General features: G+C 60.8%; 16 protein-coding genes. 4 read left to right on the forward strand and 12 right to left on the reverse strand.

The features are described 5' to 3' along the window. Window positions 1–26: 26 nt before the first annotated feature. The 12 genes from MOP44_RS22895 to MOP44_RS22950 all read right to left on the reverse strand — a co-directional run bounded on the left by MOP44_RS22895 (window position 27) and on the right by MOP44_RS22950 (window position 12,603). A complete protein-coding gene (locus MOP44_RS22895; RefSeq protein ID WP_260792727.1) occupies window positions 27–1,547 on the reverse strand; it encodes an NADH-quinone oxidoreductase subunit N in 1,521 nt (506 codons plus the stop codon). Next, window positions 1,544–3,052, reverse strand: coding sequence for a complex I subunit 4 family protein (locus tag MOP44_RS22900; RefSeq protein ID WP_260792728.1), 1,509 nt, complete (start codon window positions 3,050–3,052; stop codon window positions 1,544–1,546). Before MOP44_RS22900 ends, MOP44_RS22895 begins: the two co-directional genes overlap by 4 nt. Beyond that, entirely contained in the window at window positions 3,053–4,573 is a 1,521-nt protein-coding gene (locus tag MOP44_RS22905; RefSeq protein WP_260792729.1) for a complex I subunit 4 family protein, read from the reverse strand. Next, window positions 4,570–6,642: an NADH-quinone oxidoreductase subunit L gene (gene nuoL / locus MOP44_RS22910; protein WP_260792730.1), complete on the reverse strand. Its 2,073-nt coding sequence runs from the start codon at window positions 6,640–6,642 to the stop codon at window positions 4,570–4,572. Before nuoL ends, MOP44_RS22905 begins: the two co-directional genes overlap by 4 nt. A 16-nt stretch (window positions 6,643–6,658) precedes the next feature. After that, window positions 6,659–6,970: an NADH-quinone oxidoreductase subunit NuoK gene (gene nuoK / locus MOP44_RS22915; protein WP_260792731.1), complete on the reverse strand. Its 312-nt coding sequence runs from the start codon at window positions 6,968–6,970 to the stop codon at window positions 6,659–6,661. Beyond that, window positions 6,967–7,467, reverse strand: coding sequence for an NADH-quinone oxidoreductase subunit J family protein (locus tag MOP44_RS22920; RefSeq protein ID WP_260792732.1), 501 nt, complete (start codon window positions 7,465–7,467; stop codon window positions 6,967–6,969). The genes nuoK and MOP44_RS22920 overlap by 4 nt, the downstream gene beginning before the upstream one ends. Window positions 7,468–7,497: 30 nt before the next feature. Continuing rightward, on the reverse strand, window positions 7,498–8,673 hold the full coding sequence (nuoH, locus tag MOP44_RS22925; protein ID WP_260792733.1) for an NADH-quinone oxidoreductase subunit NuoH: 1,176 nt from the start codon (window positions 8,671–8,673) through the stop codon (window positions 7,498–7,500). Between the two features lie 3 nt (window positions 8,674–8,676). After that, on the reverse strand, window positions 8,677–9,447 hold the full coding sequence (locus tag MOP44_RS27910; protein WP_313901026.1) for a 4Fe-4S dicluster domain-containing protein: 771 nt from the start codon (window positions 9,445–9,447) through the stop codon (window positions 8,677–8,679). A gap of 32 nt (window positions 9,448–9,479) precedes the next feature. Next, window positions 9,480–10,697, reverse strand: a complete 1,218-nt coding sequence (locus MOP44_RS22935; protein WP_313901027.1) for an NADH-quinone oxidoreductase subunit D — start codon at window positions 10,695–10,697, stop codon at window positions 9,480–9,482. Then, the gene (locus MOP44_RS22940; RefSeq protein WP_260792734.1) at window positions 10,694–11,377 is read right to left on the reverse strand and encodes an NADH-quinone oxidoreductase subunit C; all 684 of its coding nucleotides are present in this window, start codon (window positions 11,375–11,377) and stop codon (window positions 10,694–10,696) included. The genes MOP44_RS22935 and MOP44_RS22940 overlap by 4 nt, the downstream gene beginning before the upstream one ends. 74 nt (window positions 11,378–11,451) lie before the next feature. Continuing rightward, a complete protein-coding gene (locus MOP44_RS22945; protein WP_260792735.1) occupies window positions 11,452–12,063 on the reverse strand; it encodes an NADH-quinone oxidoreductase subunit B in 612 nt (203 codons plus the stop codon). 168 nt (window positions 12,064–12,231) lie between these two features. Continuing rightward, a complete protein-coding gene (locus MOP44_RS22950; protein ID WP_260792736.1) occupies window positions 12,232–12,603 on the reverse strand; it encodes an NADH-quinone oxidoreductase subunit A in 372 nt (123 codons plus the stop codon). Between the two features lie 426 nt (window positions 12,604–13,029). Between MOP44_RS22950 and MOP44_RS22955 the strand changes: the two genes are divergently transcribed. From MOP44_RS22955 to MOP44_RS22970, 4 genes are all read left to right on the forward strand, one after another. Then, window positions 13,030–15,099 (forward strand): putative Ig domain-containing protein, encoded by a 2,070-nt coding sequence (locus tag MOP44_RS22955; protein ID WP_260792737.1) that lies wholly within the window; start codon window positions 13,030–13,032, stop codon window positions 15,097–15,099. A gap of 255 nt (window positions 15,100–15,354) precedes the next feature. Then, window positions 15,355–16,365, forward strand: a complete 1,011-nt coding sequence (locus MOP44_RS22960; RefSeq protein WP_260792738.1) for a SphA family protein — start codon at window positions 15,355–15,357, stop codon at window positions 16,363–16,365. A gap of 108 nt (window positions 16,366–16,473) precedes the next feature. Next, window positions 16,474–18,117, forward strand: coding sequence for an arylsulfatase (locus MOP44_RS22965; RefSeq protein WP_260792739.1), 1,644 nt, complete (start codon window positions 16,474–16,476; stop codon window positions 18,115–18,117). A gap of 274 nt (window positions 18,118–18,391) precedes the next feature. Then, window positions 18,392–18,937: a hypothetical protein gene (locus tag MOP44_RS22970; RefSeq protein WP_260792740.1), complete on the forward strand. Its 546-nt coding sequence runs from the start codon at window positions 18,392–18,394 to the stop codon at window positions 18,935–18,937. Window positions 18,938–18,971: the final 34 nt, after the last annotated feature.

Raw genomic sequence — 18,971 nt, forward strand, 5'->3', positions numbered from 1 at the left:
TGTTCCAGTTGTGTGTTCCCTGCCCTTTAGAACTTCGCGATCCAATTCTGCAGCAGGCTTGGCAGGCATCCGAGTACAACTACAGCGGCCGCGATGAGCAGGAGCACAATCATCGTGACCGGATGCACGCGGATTGGGGCCTCATCGACGGCGGGCATCACGTACGCGCGCTTGAGGACCTGCAGGTAGTAGTAGAGCGATACGGCACTGAAGGCCACAGCCAGCGCCACGAGTACGAATGGAATCACTCCGGCATCTACCGACAGCACCGCTGCGAACAAGTTGAACTTCGCCCAGAAGCCGACCAGCGGCGGAATGCCGGCAAGCGAGAGGAACAGTACCAGCAAGACTGCGGCGAGCAAGGGATTGCGCTTGCTCAGGCCGAGGAAACCGTCGAGGCGATCGGTGCCGGTGGCGCTCTCGATTACGCCGATGACGCCAAATGCGGCGATGGTGGTCACACCGTAGGTGAGGATGTAGTAGAGGATTGCCGACGCACCGCGCGAGGACAGGTACGCCAGGGCGGTGAGCATGTAACCGGCATGCGCGATCGCGGAGTAGGCGAGCAGACGTCGTACGCTGATCTGGGCGAGCGCGGCGAGATTGCCTACGACCATCGATGCAGCAGCCAATATCGCAAGCAGCAGCGACCACTGGTAGGAGAGGCCGTCGAAGTGCTTCAGCACCGACCCGTCCTGCACCACGACCATGCGCACCATGTGCACATTGCCGAACGGGCGCAGAATCGCCATGCCAATCCCGATGAGCAGCGCGAAGCTTGCCACCTTCGAGACCGAAGCGATGAATGCCGCGGCAGGAGCGGGCGCGCCTTCATATGCATCCGGAGCCCACAGGTGGAACGGCACCGCGGCGACCTTGAATCCGAGTCCTGCCGCAACCAAAACGAGAGCCACGTAGAACAGCGGACTGCCTGATCCGTACGAGGTGATGGATCCCAGTACCACCTGGTGGAGATTGGTTGATCCCGTGAGTCCGTAGAGGTAGCTGAAGCCGAACAGCAGGAACGCTGCCGACATGCCGCCGAAGAGGTAGTACTTCATTGCCGCTTCAGCGCTACGGCCGGATTGCTTGGCGAACGCCGTGATGACATAGAGGCCGAGACTGAGCAGCTCGAGTCCGATGAAGATGATGAGCAGGTCTTGCGCGCCGGCGATGAGCAGGCCGCCGGTTGCGGACATCAATACGATGGCGACATACTCGCCGACGTGACGCGTGAAGGCCGCGTCGACGAGGAAGACGAGCGTGAGCCCGGTGAGGACCAGGATGCCGATCTGCGCGACAGAGACCAATCCGCCGGTGACCAAGAGCGCGGTGTTCGCAGTGCCGTCGATGGAGAACATGCCGCCGCCCGGCATCAGCCAGAGCGCGGCGATGCAGCCGGCAATGCCGAGCAGAGCCGCGACAGATGCGCGCACATTCAGCGCAGCGCGGCGTAGGAATGCCAGATCGATAATCAGCACCAGCAGTGCTGCGACTTCAAGCGCCGTCTCCGGCAGCGTTATGCGGAAGAGATCTGCGTAGTTCATTGCGCACCTCCCGCGAGGAATGCCTTGACTGCCGGTTCAATTGTGTCTAGCAGAATTCTTGGATACACACCGACGATCAGACTTGCCGCTATCAGGAGGCTGAATGCGGTGACCTCAGGCCAGGTGATCGCGCCCAGGTCGCCCCAGCCTTCCTTGGGATGATCTTCAGCGGTTGGTCTCACGTCCGTGAAGAACGCCTTCTGAAGCGCGCGCCACGTGTAGGCAACGCCGACTACGATGCCGATGCCGGCTGCGGCTGTCCACCAGGGCGTTGCGTGCCAGGAGCCGATGAGGACCTGGAGTTCTGCGACGAATCCGGAGAAGCCGGGCAAGCCCATTGAGGCCATGCCCGCGATCACAAATGCCCACGCGGGAAACGGCAACCTTCGGAGCAGGTGCATCTGTTCGAGCTCGCCGAATTGGCGCGTGTGCGTGCGGTCATAGACCATGCGGCCGACGATGGCGAAGAGTAGGCCGGCGATCACGCCGTGCGAGTACATCTGCAGCACTGCACCGGTGAGTCCGATCTGGTTCAGCGTCATGAGGCCGAGCAGCACAAAGCCCATGTGGCTGACCGAGGAGTAGCCGATGACGAATTTGAAGTCGGTCTGTACAAGAGCGACGAGCGCGCCGTAGACGATGCCGATCACTGCAAGGATTGCGAAGACGTCGCGCCAGGACCCGATGCCGAGGAGCGTGAAGCCCCAGGGGTCCATGCCGTGCGGGAAGAGGCCCATGGCTACGCGCAGGCAGCCGTACGCGCCGAGCTTCATGACGACGCCGGCAAGCAGCATGGACGCCGCGGTCGGAGCGGCCACGTGGCCGGTAGGCGCCCACGTGTGGAAGGGCCACATGCCCGCGAGGATTCCGAAGCCGATGAATGTGAGCGGGAAGAGCCACATTTGCGAGTGGATTGAGAGACCCGCGTTGGCGAGATCGAGAAGCGAGGTGGAGTGGCTACCGGATGCAGCGTATGCGGCGAGGAGCGCGATGAGCACCATCGCGGAGCCTACGAAGGAGTAGAGCGCCAGCTTCATTGCCGCGTATTCGCGCCGCGTTGAGCCCCAGATCGCAATCAGGAAGTACTTTGGCACGATGGCGATTTCGTAAAAGACAAAGAGAAGGAACAGGTCGAAGCTGAGGAACACGCCATAGACGCCGCCGATGAGCGCGAGGAAGAAGGCGAAGAACTCATTGGTGCGGTGGTCGACGTTCCAGCTGAAGAGCACGCCGGCTACCGCAGCGAGGCCGGTGAGCAGTACGACCACGCGGCTGATGCCGTCGGCGGCGAGCAGATAGTGAATGCCCATGGAAGGCACCCACGCCACATCCGTAATGGTGATGCGGCCCTGGCCCGCTCCGGCCGCGAAGCCTGCGACTGCGATCAGAAAGCCGGCAAGCGCAAAGACGAGCGCGACTGCGCGCGCGAGCCCGGCTCTGCCCTTGGGCAGGAGCGCCTCAACAAGAGCGCCGGCAAACGAGAGATAGATCGTCCACGCTAACATCTAAAATCTCCAGTGCGCCAGCAGGTTCACCACCGTGGGGTTCACGCTGTCTGTAATGAGTTGGGGCACGAGACCAATGAGAACCATGAGGCCGATGACGGGCGCTGTTGCCAGCAGCTCGCCCGCCTGCAGATCGGGGAATGCGGCCCAGCGCTCAGGCACAGGTCCGGCAAACACTTTCTGAATCACGGTAAGGATGACGGCCGCGGTGATCAGCAGGCCAAGGACGGAGACGGTTCCCGCGACCCACGAGAGCGGGAAGACGCCGCGGAAGATGAGGAACTCGCCGACGAAGCCGTTCAGGCCGGGAAGACCGAGGGACGAGAACAGCGCGAAGCCCATGAGGCCGGCGAATACTGGTGCAGGCTTGCGCAGGCCGCCGAAGTCGTCGATGCCGCGCAGACCGTTTGTGCGTTGCTGGATCATGCTGATGAACCAGAAGAGAGCTGCCGCCGTGATGCCGTGATTGAACATCTGCAGGATGACGCCATTGAGCGCCGCCGCCTGGCTGGCCTGCATGGCCGCGCTGGTTGCGGGAATGGCAAGCGCGAAGATGGCGAGCTGGCAGTAGCCGAGGTGATTGACTGACGAGTACGCGAAGATGCGCTTCAGGTCCTTCTGCGCGGCGGCGGCCCACGCGCCCATCACCACCGTGATGACGGCGAGCACCAGAAGCGGCGTGCGGATTTGCGCGATCTGATGGCCGAAGAGCGGCACTGCGATACGCAGCAGACCGTAGACGCCCATCTTCGACATCGTGCCAGTGAGCAGCATTGTCACTGGTGATGGCGCTTCGCTGTACGCGGCGGGCAGCCACGTGTGGAAAGGCATGAGCGGCACCTTCACCGCGAAGCCTGCCAGAGCGCCAATGGCGAGCCAGAGCATGATGTGTCCGCCGAAGTGCGCGGTGACCATCTGCTCCAGTTCACCGGTGGATGCGAGCAGCGAGAGATGGTGGAAGTCCATGCTGCCGGTGACCAGGAAGAGAGCAAGCATCGCGAGCAGCAGGCCGACGGAGCCGGCCATCGTGTAGACGAAGAACTGCGTCGCGGCTGGTCCGCGCCTCGGTCCACCCCATAGTTTGATGAGGAAGAATGCGGGGATCAGGCTCAGCTCCCAGTAGAGGAACCAGTGATAGAAGTTGAGTGCGGTGAATGTGCCGAAGAGTCCAGCCTCAAGCAGGAGCACGAGGCAGAAGTAGAGGCCCGCGCCGTGACGCACGCGATGCGAGGCGTCGATCGCCATGAGCGAGACGAGCGCGGAGAGCACCAGCATCAGTGCACCGAGGCCGTCGACGCCGAGCTGGTATTCGATGCCGAGCGACGGGGCCCACGCGTGATTCTCGAGCAGGCCCAGGCTGCCGTCGGCCGGAATGTGCGTCCATACGATGAGCGAGAGCGCCAGCGTCAGCAGCGCGGTGAGCATGGCCACGGCGCGCGCGTGTTTACCGGCGAAGAGCGCGATGATGGCTCCGAGGACGGGCAGCGCGGTCAATAAGGTGAGTATCGGAATTCCGTTCATCCGCGGCTGCTCCAGATCAAGATTGCGGCCAGCACGACGACCGCCAGCGCAAGCAGCCGCAGGTAAGTTTGCACGCGCCCTGATTGCACGCGGGCGAGAAGGCCTCCGCCAATGGAGAGTTCCTCGCAGCCCTTGTCGAAGCCGCCATTGACGAAGTTTTCATCGAGGAAGCGATTGAACTTCGCCCACAGCCCGAAGAACCATGTCACGAGCGAGACCAGGCCGCCCCATATGCGGCGATCGAAGAAGTCGGCCACGCGCGCCCACCAGTAGTAGAACGCGATCACCGTCACGCCGTAGAACTCGTCGACATAGAGGCGATTGCTCAGCGCAGTCCAGACTGGGCCGATCTTCGACTGCAGCGCGTCAGGCTCACTGGCTGCCGGGGATTTGCCCACATAGAGAGCCCATCCAATGCCGTAGCCAATCGCCACTACGGCCGTGGAGGTGAGCATCAGCACCAGCAATCCAGGCTCTCGAAATCCGGTCAACCCGAAGCTTGCCGGACGATCCAGCAGAAAACTGCGGAACCACGGCCACAAGGGCGTGCCCAATCCGCCAAGCGCAATCGCGAAGAACGCGAGGATCACCAGGGGCGTCGTCATCACCCGCGGGCTCTCATGCGCATGGCCGTGTCCGCGGTAGTTCCCGCTGAACACATAACCCATCTGCCGGGTCATGTAGAACGCGGTCAGCAACGCTCCAAACACCAGAAGGAAGTACGGACCCTGCCCGGCTTTCCAATGATGCGCCGACTCCAGAATGGCATCCTTTGACCAGAACCCGGAGAACACCAGGGGAAATCCAGTCAGCGCCAGCATCCCGGCAAGATAAGCCAGAAACGTCACGCGCATGGTCTTCGACAATCCGCCCATGTGCCGAATGTCCTGCTCCTCGTGGCACCCGTGAATCACCGAGCCGGCGCCCATGAAGAGCAGCGCCTTGAAGAAGGCGTGGGTGATGAGGTGGAACATGCCGATGGCGACGCCGCCGAGCCCGAGGCCGGCCATCATGTAGCCGAGCTGCGAAACAGTGGAGTACGCCAGGATGCGCTTTATGTCGTTCTGCGCTACGGCGATCAACGCGGCGAACACAGCAGTGGCAGCGCCCACCCAGGTGACAACGGTCAGAGCTGTTGTGGTGCCCCCAGGTTCCAGCCCTGCAGACATCAGCGGATATACGCGCGCGATCAGATACACGCCCGCAGCCACCATGGTTGCGGCGTGAATCAGCGCGGAGACCGGAGTGGGACCTTCCATCGCATCGGGCAGCCACACATGCAGCGGAAGCTGACCGCTCTTGCCGGCAGCGCCTGCGAAGATCAGCAGGCCGATCGCCGTCGCAGCGCTCAGGCCAAGGGCAGCCGGAGACCCGAGCATCCCGGCCAGCGCGCCCGGTTCCATGTTGCCCGTGCCCTGGTTGTAGAACAGCAGCGTGCCGGTCTGCGCGAACAGCCAGACGATGCCGAGGAGGAAGAAGATATCGCCGACGCGGGTGGTGAGGAATGCCTTCTTCGCAGCGGCTGCGGCCGAAGGCTTTTGAAACCAGAACCCGATCAGCAGGTACGACGTGAGTCCCACCAGCTCCCAGCACATGAACAGCAGCAGCAGACTGTTGGCGATGACCACGCCGAGCATCGCTCCGGCAAACAGGCTCAGGAAGCAGAAGAACCGCGTGGAGTTCTCGTCGTGCGCCATGTAGCCGGTGGAGTAGATGAAGATGAGCAGGCCGACAAACGTGACCATGACCAGCATCACGGCCGAGAGCGGGTCAAGAATCCAGCCGAGCTCAACGGGAGTCGTGCCGAACGTGAGCCACGCGAAGTTGACCGTCTCGCGCACTGCATGGCCGCTCATCCATCCGGCGAGAACGTCGGCGAAGCCGGCCAGCGACAACAACAGCGACAGAGACAGCGAGCCTATCGCCAGGCCTGACGCGAGCTTGCGCTTTGGCTGCTTGAGCAGCGCGATGATGCCCGCGGCCACAATGGGCAGCGCGGGAATCAACCAGAGTATTCTCCCGATCCACGACGCAACAGTGTAGGGAGAGAACTGAATTGCCTCTTGCATTTCCTGCATCAGCGGCTCACCCCTTCATCCTGTTTATTTCGTCCAGATCGGCAGTGCGTGCATGTCTGTAGAGAGCGATCACAAGGCCCAATCCAACGGCTGCTTCAGCGGCAGCCACAGCAATAGAAAATACAGCAAACATCATGCCGGTCAGCGCTTCAGGGTGCGGCGAGTAGCGCCAGAACGCGACCAGGTTCAGGTTGGCCGCATTCAGCATCAGCTCGATTCCGATGAGCACCAGGATGGCGTTGCGCCGCGTGAGCGCACCGGCAAGGCCGATGGCGAACACCAGCGCGGCCACCAGCAAATATCCAGCGAGAGGCGTCACTTCTGCTCTCCCTTCTCATGCATAGCGACGATGACCGCGCCCAGCATTGCGGCTGTCAGCAGCAGTGCGACAATTTCAAGCGGTAGCACGTAGCGACCCATCAGCGCCTGCCCGATCTGCTGCACGGTTACAACGGGGGCTCCGCTCTCATTCGGAAACGCCGAAGTGCTGTGCAGAACTGCCCATCCCAGTACCGCGAAGACGGCAGCAGCAATCAACAGGCCTGCAAACCACGTGCGGCTGAACACGCCGGTGGCCGGAGTTTCCGAGCCGCGCGTGAGCAGAATCGCAAACACCACCAGGATGGCGACGGCGCCGATGTAAACAAGAATCTGCGCGAAGCCGGCAAACTGGGCGTCGAGTTGGAGGAAAAGGAGTGCCAGTCCGGCGAAAGCGGCTGTAACCGCCAGCGCGCAGTGCACGGTGTTCCTGAGCAACACGGCAGAGAGACCGCCGAGAATCGTGATCACGGCCAGAATCCAGAACACCACGCTCATCGGCCGCTCCTTTCCATGCTTACCGGGAAACTATTCCGCATAGCGATAGCTCCTCGGCCCAAACTTTTTGCGATGCATCTGCAGGCGACCGACGATCACGTAAACGCCGAGCAGAATGGCCGAGCATACGATCCAGCGCAAGATGCCTTCGCCCATGAAGCGCCACAGGCCCGCGACGATCAGGTTCAGGAGCGTCATGGGCAGAACGAACTTCCATGCGAAGTTCATGAGCTGGTCCTGGCGCAGGCGCGGCAAGGTGCCGCGGATCCAGATGAGCACCACGATGGAGAGCATGACCTTCGAGAAGAACCAGATCCACGACGGCACAAAGTTCAAGATCGCAAGCGGCGCCGACCATCCACCCAGAAAAAGCGTGGTGCCGAGGCCGGAGATGGAGAACATGGCGAGATATTCACCCAGGAAGAACAGCGCGAACTTGAAGCCCGAGTACTCGGTGAAGTAACCGGCGACCAGTTCCGACTCGCCTTCCGGCAGATCGAAGGGCGAGCGGTTCGTCTCCGCCGTGGCCGCGATGCAGTACATGACGAAGGCGGCGAATCCCCAGGGCGTGAAGATGTACCAGTGCGGCAGTCCCCACGTGTACTGGTTCTGCGCCTCAACAACTTTCGAGAGCGAGAGCGAACCCGTGATCATCACGATGGCCACTGTAGACATGAGCAGCGGCACTTCGTAGCTGATCATCTGAGCAACCGCGCGCATGGCGCCCAGCAATGAATACTTGTTGCGGCTCGACCAACCGGCCATGAAGATCGACAGTTCGGCAGACGCGCCAATCGCGAAGTAGAACAGCAGGCCCGCGTCCATCTCGACGAACTGCATGTTGCGCCCCATGGGCAGCACTGCGAAGCCCATGAAGACGACGACGACCAGCACCAGCGGAGCGATGAAGTGCACCGCAGCGTCGGCGCTTACAGGAATGATGTCCTCTTTGGTCAGCGACTTGATGCCGTCGGCAATGGGCTGCAGGATTCCGTAGGGTCCCGTGCGGTTTGGTCCGATGCGGTTCTGCATACGGCCCAGGCCCTTGCGCTCGATCACAGTCGTCAGCGCGAACAAAGCCGGGAACGTGGCGATGATCGCCACCACGCTGAGCAGAATGCCGATCAGCGGCTGCAGGGCAACGGGAAAAAGAGCAACGATCCAATGCTTGAGGAGAACGAAGATCTGGTCGAGCGTATTAGCCATGATCTAGCTTGCGTCTCCTTCTTTCTTGATTTCAGGCGGCCGCGGAGCGGTGGCTGCGGGCGTGGGCGTGCCGGTTGGATTTTTGGCCGTCGGGCCCGCGGGGATGTCCGAGGCCGGAACCGCCGAAGTATTGGCTGGAGCTGCGGGCTTCGCGGCCGCGGCGGGAGCAGCAGGCTTGGCGGCTGCCGGAGCAGCGGGGGCGGCAGCTTTGGCCGCGGCAGCAGCGGCTGCGGTCTTTGCCTTGGCTTCGGCGGCGGCGCGTTCCTTCGCGAGCCGGTCGTCCACTTCGGTCGCTTCTGTCGGATGAATCTGGTGGTAGTACTCGTTCGATTTGGCAAGTTCCTTGCGATCGAGCAGCAGCCCACCGAAGCGGTTGTCGGTCGACAGCTCGAACTCGTTGTCCATCTTGATTGCGTCGAACGGGCAGACTTCAACGCAGATCTGGCAACTCATGCATACCGAGATATCGATGTCGAACTTCGCCGGATAGAACTGCTGCTTGCCGACCGCATCGGGCTTTTTGTCTTTGCTCTTGTCGATGTAAATGCACTTGGGCGGGCACTCTTTCTCGCAGATCTGGCACGCCACACAGCGCAGCCCCGACTCCCAATCCGTGCCGTCATAAACAAGGAACGGAAAATTGCGCGCGGCCTCGGGCAGCGGCAACCGCTGCTCGGGATACTCCACCGTCGTCAGCCGTTCCTCGGAGACAAAACTGCCCAGCGCGTTCTTCGCGGTCTCCTTCAGGCCCTTCAGTATGCCTTCACCCAGCATGGTACTCCGTAGTGATCAGTAATCACTTTGCTTCATCTGTCCACTTCGCCCAGCACGATGTCTACGCTGCCGAAGATCAGAACTACGTCGGCTACGTTGTGCCCGAGGCACATGTCTTCCAGCACCGTCAGATTGATCAGGCTCGGCGGACGTACGCGGTAGCGATACGGCTCCGGATTGCCCGTGCTGATCAGATAAAAACCAAGCTCGCCCTTCGGCGCTTCAATGCGTCCGTACGCCTCGCCCGGCTTCGGCTTGAATCCACGAATCTTCGCCTTTGGATCCATCACCGGCCCGCCGGGAACTTCCTTCAACGCCTGCTCCAGAATGCCGATCGACTCGCGCATCTCGAGCACGCGTACCATGTAGCGGTCGAAGATGTCGCCGTGATCGCCGAGCGGCACGCGGAACTTGAAGCGGTCGTAGATGCCGTAGTGATCGACCTTGCGAATGTCGTAGTTCACACCGGAAGCGCGCAGCATTGGCCCCGTGATGCCCGCATTCACGGCAAGCTCGGGCCGCAGTACGCCAACGCCCTGCGTACGCGCCATCAGGATTTCGTTACCCGTGAGCAGCGCTTCATATTCGTCGACAAACTTCGGCAGGCCTTCGACAACTTTGCGCGCCTGCGCAAGCCACGGTTCCGAGACGTCTACGCGGCAGCCGCCGAAGCGCATGTAGTTGCACATCATGCGCGATCCGGTCAGGCTCTCAAACAAGTCCAGGATCTTCTCGCGCATTTTGAACGCATACATCAGCGGAGTGCCGCTCGCGCCCATTTCCTGGATGAGGAAGCCGATGGCAGACGCATGATTCTGCACGCGGGTCAGCTCCGCGAGAATCACGCGGATGTATTCGGCCCGCTCCGGCACTGCCTGTCCTACCAGCTTCTCGACCGCCAGCGCGTAAGCCCAGTTGTTGGTGAGAGAGCAGAAGTAGTCGAGGCGATCCGTGTAGGGCATCATCGCCAGGTAGCTTGCGGTTTCGGCAATCTGCTCGTGGTTGCGGTGCAGGTAGCCGAATACCGGCTTGAGTTTGATGACCTTTTCGCCGTCGAGCGCCACGTCCATGCGGAACACGCCGTGCGTCGAGGGATGATGCGGGCCCATCGAGACTTCCAGCAGTTCGCCTTCGCCCTCGGGCGCAATCACCGGCGGCCGGTTCCAACTCTCAAGCTGAGGCTGCGAGTCGGGAGAGCCCGCGGGCGCCTTTTCGACTGCAACGCCGGATTTGACCGCCGTCTCGCTCATGCCGTCGCTCCCGCGGTTCCCTGCTCTGCTTCGATCTTCGCCATGTGCTCTTTGTGCCGCTGCAGCACCTTGTCGTGGGCTGTGGGCTCGTATTCGAAGTCGTCGGGCTCCACGTAATCCTTGCGCATGGGGTGGTCCTTGAAGCCGTCCCACATGAGAATGCGGCGCAGGTCGGGATGCCCCTTGAACACGATGCCGTAGAGATCGAAGACTTCGCGCTCCTGGTATTCGCCCGCGCGCCAGACCGGCGTGAAGGATGGCAGTTCCACCTCATCCGTGCGGTTCTTCGTGCGCATGCGGAGCACTACCGGGCCGTACTTCTTTTTCATGGAGAAGAGGTGGTAGACGGCCTCGAGATAACCGGGCTCGACGTGCTTGCGCGTTTCTTCGACGGTCTCGTCGACCATGGTCTGCACGCCGTCGACTTCTTTGGGAACCTGCTTCGTGACCTTAACCTTCTCGACTACTTCTTTGTCGAGCCAGTCGACGCCGGTGACGTTCGATAGGAAATCCAGCGAAAGCTCGGGATCGTCGCGGAGGAATTTGGCTACGGCAAAGGCGTGCTCCGTGTCGAGGAGCAGAGAGTGCTGGGCGCTGGGGCTTCCGTTGGGAAGGATGGTTACGCCCGCGCCGGGAACCGCCGCCTCAATCGCCGCTTTGATTTCTTCTACCGTCTTCAAAAATCAGCTCCTAGCTTCTAGCTCCTAGCCCCGAGCACTACCCGTCCTACTGCCCAATCTCTAATGCCTGCGTCTCATCGAATAATTGGAAAATGCCAGACACTGGAGTTCGCCGGCGGCTCAACGTCGTGCGCGCCTTGCTCCGGTACCGGGAACTCACCCTGCTGCTCCGCGTCGAGATGGCGGGGGCGGTCTTCGCCGGTCAGGCTCTGGGCCTCGATCTTCTTCTGGAGCGTCATGAAGGCGTGAATCAGCGCCTCCGGACGCGGCGGACAGCCCGGAATGTGCACATCCACGGGGATATAGCGGTCGATGCCCTTCAGCACGTTGTAGCCCTGCTTGAACGGGCCGCCGGAGATGGCGCATGCGCCCATTGCGATCACGTAGCGGGGCTCGGCCATCTGGTTATAGAGGCGCACCACCTGCGGAGCCATCTTTTTGGTCACGGTGCCGGACACGATCATCAGGTCGGCCTGCCGCGGCGAGGGGCGGAACACCTCGGCGCCAAAGCGGGCCAGATCGTAGCGGGCCATGGTGGTGGCAATCATCTCGATCGCGCAGCACGCCAGGCCGAACTGCATGGGCCACACCGAGCTTTTACGGCCCCAGTTGTACAGGTCCTGGATGGTCGTGACGAACACGCCCTGCTTGCCGAGTTCGATATTCAGATTTTGGTCAACAGCCATTCAAACTCCGTTTAGCTTCTAGCTTCTAGCTGCTAGCTCCTAGCCTCTAGCTCTCCTCGCGCCCGCGTTCTCTTCCGCACGCACCGCTCGCCGCAAACGTTCACCCACCGCAACCTCAGCTAGAAGCTCGAAGCTAGAGGCCAGAAGCCGTCCGCCTTCGGCTGCCCTTCACGCCCAGGTCAGCACGCCTTTTGCCCACGCCCACGCCAGGCCTTCCACCAGCAGCAGCACAAACACGAGCATCGCCAGGCAAGCGGCCGCCGTGAGTCCCGTAAACGCTACCGCAACGGGCAGCAGGAATACCGCTTCCACGTCGAAAATGAGGAATATGATGGCGTAAAGGTAGTAGGCTGAGCGGAACTGCACCCAGGCATCGCCCTTCGATTCCAGTCCGCACTCGTAGATGGCGTTCTTGATGTGATTCGGTTTAGCCGGTGAAAACACCCGCGCCCAGAGCCATGCCAGCGCCAGCGGAGTAAGCCCGAAAGCCAGCGCCGCAATAAACAGAATCGCAAGAGAAAAATAAGGACTTGATGCCATTTCCCGAGACGGTATCCTCTATTCCAAGATACAAGTTTCAGGTACCGTTTGGCCAAGTGGAAGTGACATAACTCACAGTTCAACGGGCGTTCCGCGCCGTTCATCCCACTCTATGAACCGCTCGCTGTAGAATATCGCCCCACTCAGTGCACTCCGTCGCATTCGGGACGCCCGTTCCTCAGATCGCGGTGTCCCTGCGCACGGACTGCGGTTTTGGATTTTCCCGGACGTCACAGGCTGATGTATTCGGTGTCACTGCGAGAACGGCGCTTTCGGCGTAAATGGGCTGTGACGTGACCGCACGCAGTTCCAACTGCCCAGCGGCGCGGCCCCGCCAGGGCGCAGATTAGCGTCCCTATCTCCCATCCCTCGCGCTCGCAAGACGCGGAAACTCTCAAGTTCTTTACCCGGGTATGGAGATTCTGCATGAGCAAAGCATTGAAGTTGGTAGTCAGCACGCTCGTGCTGGCTTTTGTCGGGTGGTCAGCAACCGCGAACGCGGCCACCGAAGCAGAGAAACTCGCCGCGATCCAGAACGGGCTTGCCCATCTGGCCGCGATCCAACAATCCGATGGATCCTGGGGCTATTTCGGTGTGTACGAGCAAGCCGCCACAGGGGCAGCAGCCTTCTCTTTCTTAAGCCAACAGGCGAACTGGGGCTCCAACGCATCGGCATACCAGACCGTAGTTGACAATGCGATGGCATTCTTACTGGCCAACGCAAGCACAATGCCTGTGAACACGCGCAATGATGGCGTAAACATCTGCCCTGGCGGCGCTGCCACCTGTACCGGCGTTTACTGGTACGGGGCCGGCGAATCGACCTACACAACTGGTTTGATTGCTCCGGCCATCGCGCTTTATGGCGCAGCCAAGGGCGCGAATAACGTAGCAACGACAGCAGGCCCGCTGGCCAACATGACCTGGGCCGACATCGCACAAGGCCTTACAAACGAGTTTTCCGCGAGTCAAAGCTCCGCCATCAATGGGAACAGAGATGGGGGGTGGCGCTACTACATCCCCGGAAACGGCGACTCGGACAGTTCGACAACGCAGTGGGCGGTACTTACGCTCCTCTACGATCAGACCCTCGGCGCGGTAACGCCGCAGACGGTCGTCGATCACCTGAAGAACTGGCTTGTCGTATCCCAGGTGGCTGGATACGGCGGAGCTGGATGCTATCAGCCCGATTATCCGATTTGCGAAGAGAGCGACACCGGGAGCCTGCTGATTGGGCTGAAATTCACCGGCGCCGACATCAACAACGCGCAGGTTCAGGCGGCGCTTGCCTGGCTGAACTCAGACTGGACCTCGACGGCCAACAGCACCTGGTATGGGAACTTCGGTCACCCATACGCCATGTGGGCGGTCTACAAAGGGCTCGAGACAAACATCGGTCTGAACGACACCACGCATCTCCTTAGCCGCTACACCGATTGCGGCGTGGGGCGCAGTGCGCCTCCCGGCGACGGCGTGTGCACCTGGTGGCAGGACTACAACGAGTATCTTGTGACCACGCAGAATCCCGGCGGCGACTGGTCGGGGTATTCGGAGTGGGTAGATCCGCTCTCGACGGCATTCTTCGTCAACATCCTCGGCGCTACACAGCTTCCGCAGATCACTGCGCCCTGCCTGGTAATCAACGCCATCCAGGGAACGGCGATTACCCCGGCTACGATGCAGGCGACCGGCGGAGCCGGCGGCCCCTACACGTACACGGCCACCGGACTGCCGGCGGGACTCACCATGTCGACCGGCGGGACAATTAGCGGAACGCCGACCGTGAACGGAACCTTCCCTTACACCGTCACTATTACTGACAAGGCTGGGAACACGGGCACGGTCACCTGCTCCATCCTTGTTTACGCTCCGATCAGCGCACCGTGCACATTGATCAATGCCAAGCAGGGCACCGCGATCACGCCCGTAACCGTGGTGGCGACCGGTGGCGCCGGAGGCTACACCTTTACGGCTGCTGGTTTGCCGAATGGCATCTCGATCTCGTCCTCCGGGACGATCTCCGGAACGCCGACAGTCAGCGGAACTTTCCCCTACACCATCACAATCACCGATTCGGCAGGCAACCAGGGCATCGTCACTTGCTCCATCACCGTTGCGCCAGCCGTCTACAAGTGCCCGCTGTCGCATGGGTATTGGAAGAACCATTCCAAGTGGCCAGTCTCTTCGTTGACTCTTGGAAACCAGACCTACACGCAGCCGCAACTGGTTGCGCTGCTGCGCACACCGGTTGCCGGCGACGCGAGCCTGATCCTGGCGTATCAGCTCATCGCTGCCAAACTGAACATCGCCAATGGCTCGGATCCCACGCAAGCCCTGGCGACGATCGTCAACGCGGATGCGCTCCTCAGCGGATTCACCGGGAACCTTCCGTACCACGTGAAACCGTCAAGCACGGCGGGCGCCGCGATGACCTCCGATGCGGCTCTGCTGGATGCGTATAACAACGCCATGCTCACACCCGGCTGCGTTCAATAGGCACCGGATGGCTTGAACGGCCGGCCAACATAGACCTGTCCCAGGTCCCAGTCAATGGGACCTGGGATGGATCCGGACACGGCTCCAGAGACTCGGTGCACTTCTCGTGAAATTGGGCTTCTCTTCCAGCAGTCGTCGCGCATCTGGAACTTCTACCAGTAGCGATGTCATGCCTGCGCCAAATAGGTTCACGCTACACCCCCCAATCGGCCCCGGGCTCAGGCGGATATCAATTCCACGGAGAGAATCGAACCCATGCACGTTAACGGCCGTGCTTGCACAGCCTTGCTGTTTCTTTCCCTGACTCTTCTTTTACCCGGATCAGCCCAGCAGAAAGGGCAATATCTGCCCGGACAGTTTGGCCTGAATGCGGGCGTGATGCCCGAGCCGGGCGTCAGCTACGCGAACATCAGCGTCAACTACTTCGCCGAGCAGCTCAAAGACGCAAACGGAGACGTCACGGCCTCCACTGGCTCTTACAACTTGTGGGCGGTCGAGAACCTGTTCTTCTACAAACCGGATAAGAAGCTGCTGGGCGGCAACTGGGTTCTGCTCGCGATCGCCCCAACGGCCGCCAATGGCTCGGTGACGGAGGAGAACCTGGGCCTGCAGGCAGGTGGTTTCGGAATCGCCGACATCTTTATTCAACCGCTCACCCTCAGTTGGAAGCTGCCGCGCGCGGACGTCTGGGTGGGCGACGGCTTTGTTGCCCCGACCGGCCGGTACAGCCCCGGCGCAAGTGACAACATCGGCTCGGGCTACTGGGGGAACCAGGTGCTGTCGGGCACTACGGCGTATTTGACGAAGAACAAGGGGACCTCCGCAAGCCTCTTCACCGATTGGGAAGTGCACGGATCGAAGGTGACTTCAGACCGCTTCCAAGAGACGCCGGGACAGACCTTCACGATGGAGTGGGGGTTGGGGCAGGTGCTCCCGCTGGACAAGCAGCTTAAAAAGCTCATGCAGGTGGGCATGGTGGGTTACGACCAGTGGCAGACTTCGAGCAACTCCGGAGTGCTGGCGAGCGGCGTGCCGGCGCGCACGGTGCCTTACTACTCGGCGCACGCGCTGGGACTTCAGGCGAACTTCATCGTGCCAGCCAAAAACGTGATCTTCTACTTCAAATTCGAACCCGAGTACCGCGCATTAGCCCGTGTGGAAGGCCGCACCTTCGCCTTCGGCGGCAGTTACACGTTCCGCATCCCCAAGCCGGAAATGAGCCTGCATTCCACGGCCGGTTCCGGCGCTTCGTCCGCCAACCAATGAAGAAAGGTTCGAGGAGTACGCGTCATGGTTAGTGATCATTTTTTCAGTACCTGTTCCAGATCTTCGCTACCTTGCAAAAACCCACGCGGGCTGTTCCGTCTGGCTGTCGTGGCCTTTGGGTTCCTGGTTTGCCAGATAGCGTTGAGCGCGCAGGACAAGCGGCCCAACATCCTGCTGGTCGTCGCCGACGATATGGGCTGGTCGGATGCCGGCGCATATGGTGGCGAGATCTTTACCCCGAACATCAATCGGCTGGCAAGCCGCGGGTATCAGTTCCTCAACTTCCACGTGGGCTCAATGTGCGCACCGACGCGCAGCATGCTGATGACTGGCGTGGACAATCACGTGGTCGGCCTCGGCAACATGGTCGAGCTACTCGCAGATAATCAGCGCGGCAAGCCCGGCTATGAAGGAAAGCTGAACGGCCGCGCGGTCACTATGGCCTCATTGCTGCAGAAGGCCGGCTACCACACCTATATGGCGGGCAAGTGGCACCTGGGATACACGCCGGAAACGCTGCCCGCTTCGCAGGGTTTCGAGCAGTCGTTCGTGCTTGCCGAGGGGGGCGCGGACAACTACGAGAAGAAGTCCTATAGCCCGAATTACACGACGCCTCCGCATTTCTTCGATGGGCTGAAAGAAGCGGAGCTGCCGCCTGACTTCTACTCCAGCCGCTCATACACCGACAAGATGCTGGGCTGGATCGACGACGGCTCGTCTGACGGCAAGCCGTTCTTCGCTTATCTCGCGTTTCAGGCGGTGCACATGCCGCTCCAGGTTCCAGCGGAGTACACCGACCGCTATCTCGCGACTTACCAGGCAGGCTGGTCAAAGCTCAGGAGCATACGCTACCAACGGCAGGTTGATATGGGCATTTCACCGGCCGGCCTGACTCTGGTGACACCCAAGATCATTCCCGACTGGAATTCGATGCCGGAAGACGAACGGCGCATGGACGCCAAGCGCATGGCCGTCTATGCGGGAATGCTCGAATACATGGACATGAGCATTGGGCGTGTGCTCGACCATTTGAAGCAGAAGGGCGTACTCGACAACACCATCGTGATCTTTATGAGCGACAACGGCGGGGAGGCCCATGAACTCATGGACCACTACCCGGATTACTACGCCAAGAACTTCAATATGACCTATGAGCACATGGGCCAGAAGACCAGTTTTGTTGAATACGGGCCAGCGTGGGCCATGGTTTCGATGACGCCGTTTTCGAATTTCAAATCGTCGGCGGGAGAAGGCGGGGTGCGCGCGCCGTTGCTCATCTCTTATCCCAAGTCCATTCCGGCGGGACAGAGAACGGATGCGTTTGCGAGCGTGGTGGACGTTGTGCCCACGTTGCTGGAATTCGCCGGAGTGCAGCCGTCTTCTAACTCCGCGCCGCTTTCCGGCAGAAGCATGGCTGGGCTGCTCACGGGCACGTCCCAACAGGTGTATCCGAGCGACGTATCGATCTCGCAGGAGCTGTCGGGTGGGGCCGCCGTCTACCAGGGCGGCTATAAACTGGCGCGCAACATTCCGCCGTATGGCGATCGCAAGTGGCACCTCTACAACCTGCAGACCGATCCGATGGAGCTGAAGGACATTGCGGCGGACGAGCCGGATCGCGTCAAGTCGATGTCGGATGCGTACGCTGACTACGTTTCCAAGAATGGCGTGGTTGAGGTGCCGGACGATTACGACATCGCCGTCCAGGCCACGAAGAACGCGCAAGCCAAGCATTCAGCATCGCCGCACTAGGCCTCATTGGCCGCGGTGGATTGTGGGGAGTTCAGGTTCTGAAATGAACCGTGCAGACGGATCAGGGCTCCCGGCGCAATCGCTGGCACGATTGCCAGTTGACGGCTGCGGGAGGTCACGCGACGGTGTTAGGGGACCAAGCAGCATGATTCAGGGCCGGTACAGGCAAAAAGGGGTGCGTCTCGTCTGGCCACTTGCACACACCGCTCACACGCCTGGACGACGCAAAGGAGAACAGATGCGAAATAGGAACACCTTACTCCGTAGTTTTCTGATGAGTTCCCTTCTCCTTTTGTTGATGGGGATGGGCGCAACCGCTCAGAACAAGGAACGCATGACGATCCAGGCGACGGCCTCGGGGACGAGCACGCAACTGGGCAAGATGGTCGACGTAACCATCTACATTGAGCAGTTTTCTACTCCCGACGATAAGCAGACGTTGATCGACGCGTTCAAAAAGTCAGGCCAGGACGGTCTAGTAAAAGCTCTCGAGGACATGAAGCCCAAGGGCCGTATCAGATTCTCCAGCGGGGGCGTCGGTAACGACGTCAAGTTCATCATCGAGTTGCCGTCCGATAAAGGACGTCGATTCCGGCTGGTGACTGACCGCAACCTCGCGTTCGCAGAAATCTATCAGAGTACCCGTTCGGAGAATTACAACGTCGGCGCCATGGAGTTGACCCTTACGCCCGACGGCAAGGGCTCTGGCAGGGTGCTGCCGGCATGCAGTTTGACGGTGAACAAGAAGAAGCAGCAGGTCGAGATAGAGACCTTTCAGAATCCCTGGAATCTGAGCAATTTCAGGGTCTCGAATGATTGAGGGCGTTGCGGTGCCTTCATGCGCGAGCCATCAA

Origin of the sequence: Occallatibacter riparius (assembly GCF_025264625.1) — a bacterium.
In the GTDB taxonomy this organism is placed as follows: domain Bacteria; phylum Acidobacteriota; class Terriglobia; order Terriglobales; family Acidobacteriaceae; genus Telmatobacter; species Telmatobacter riparius.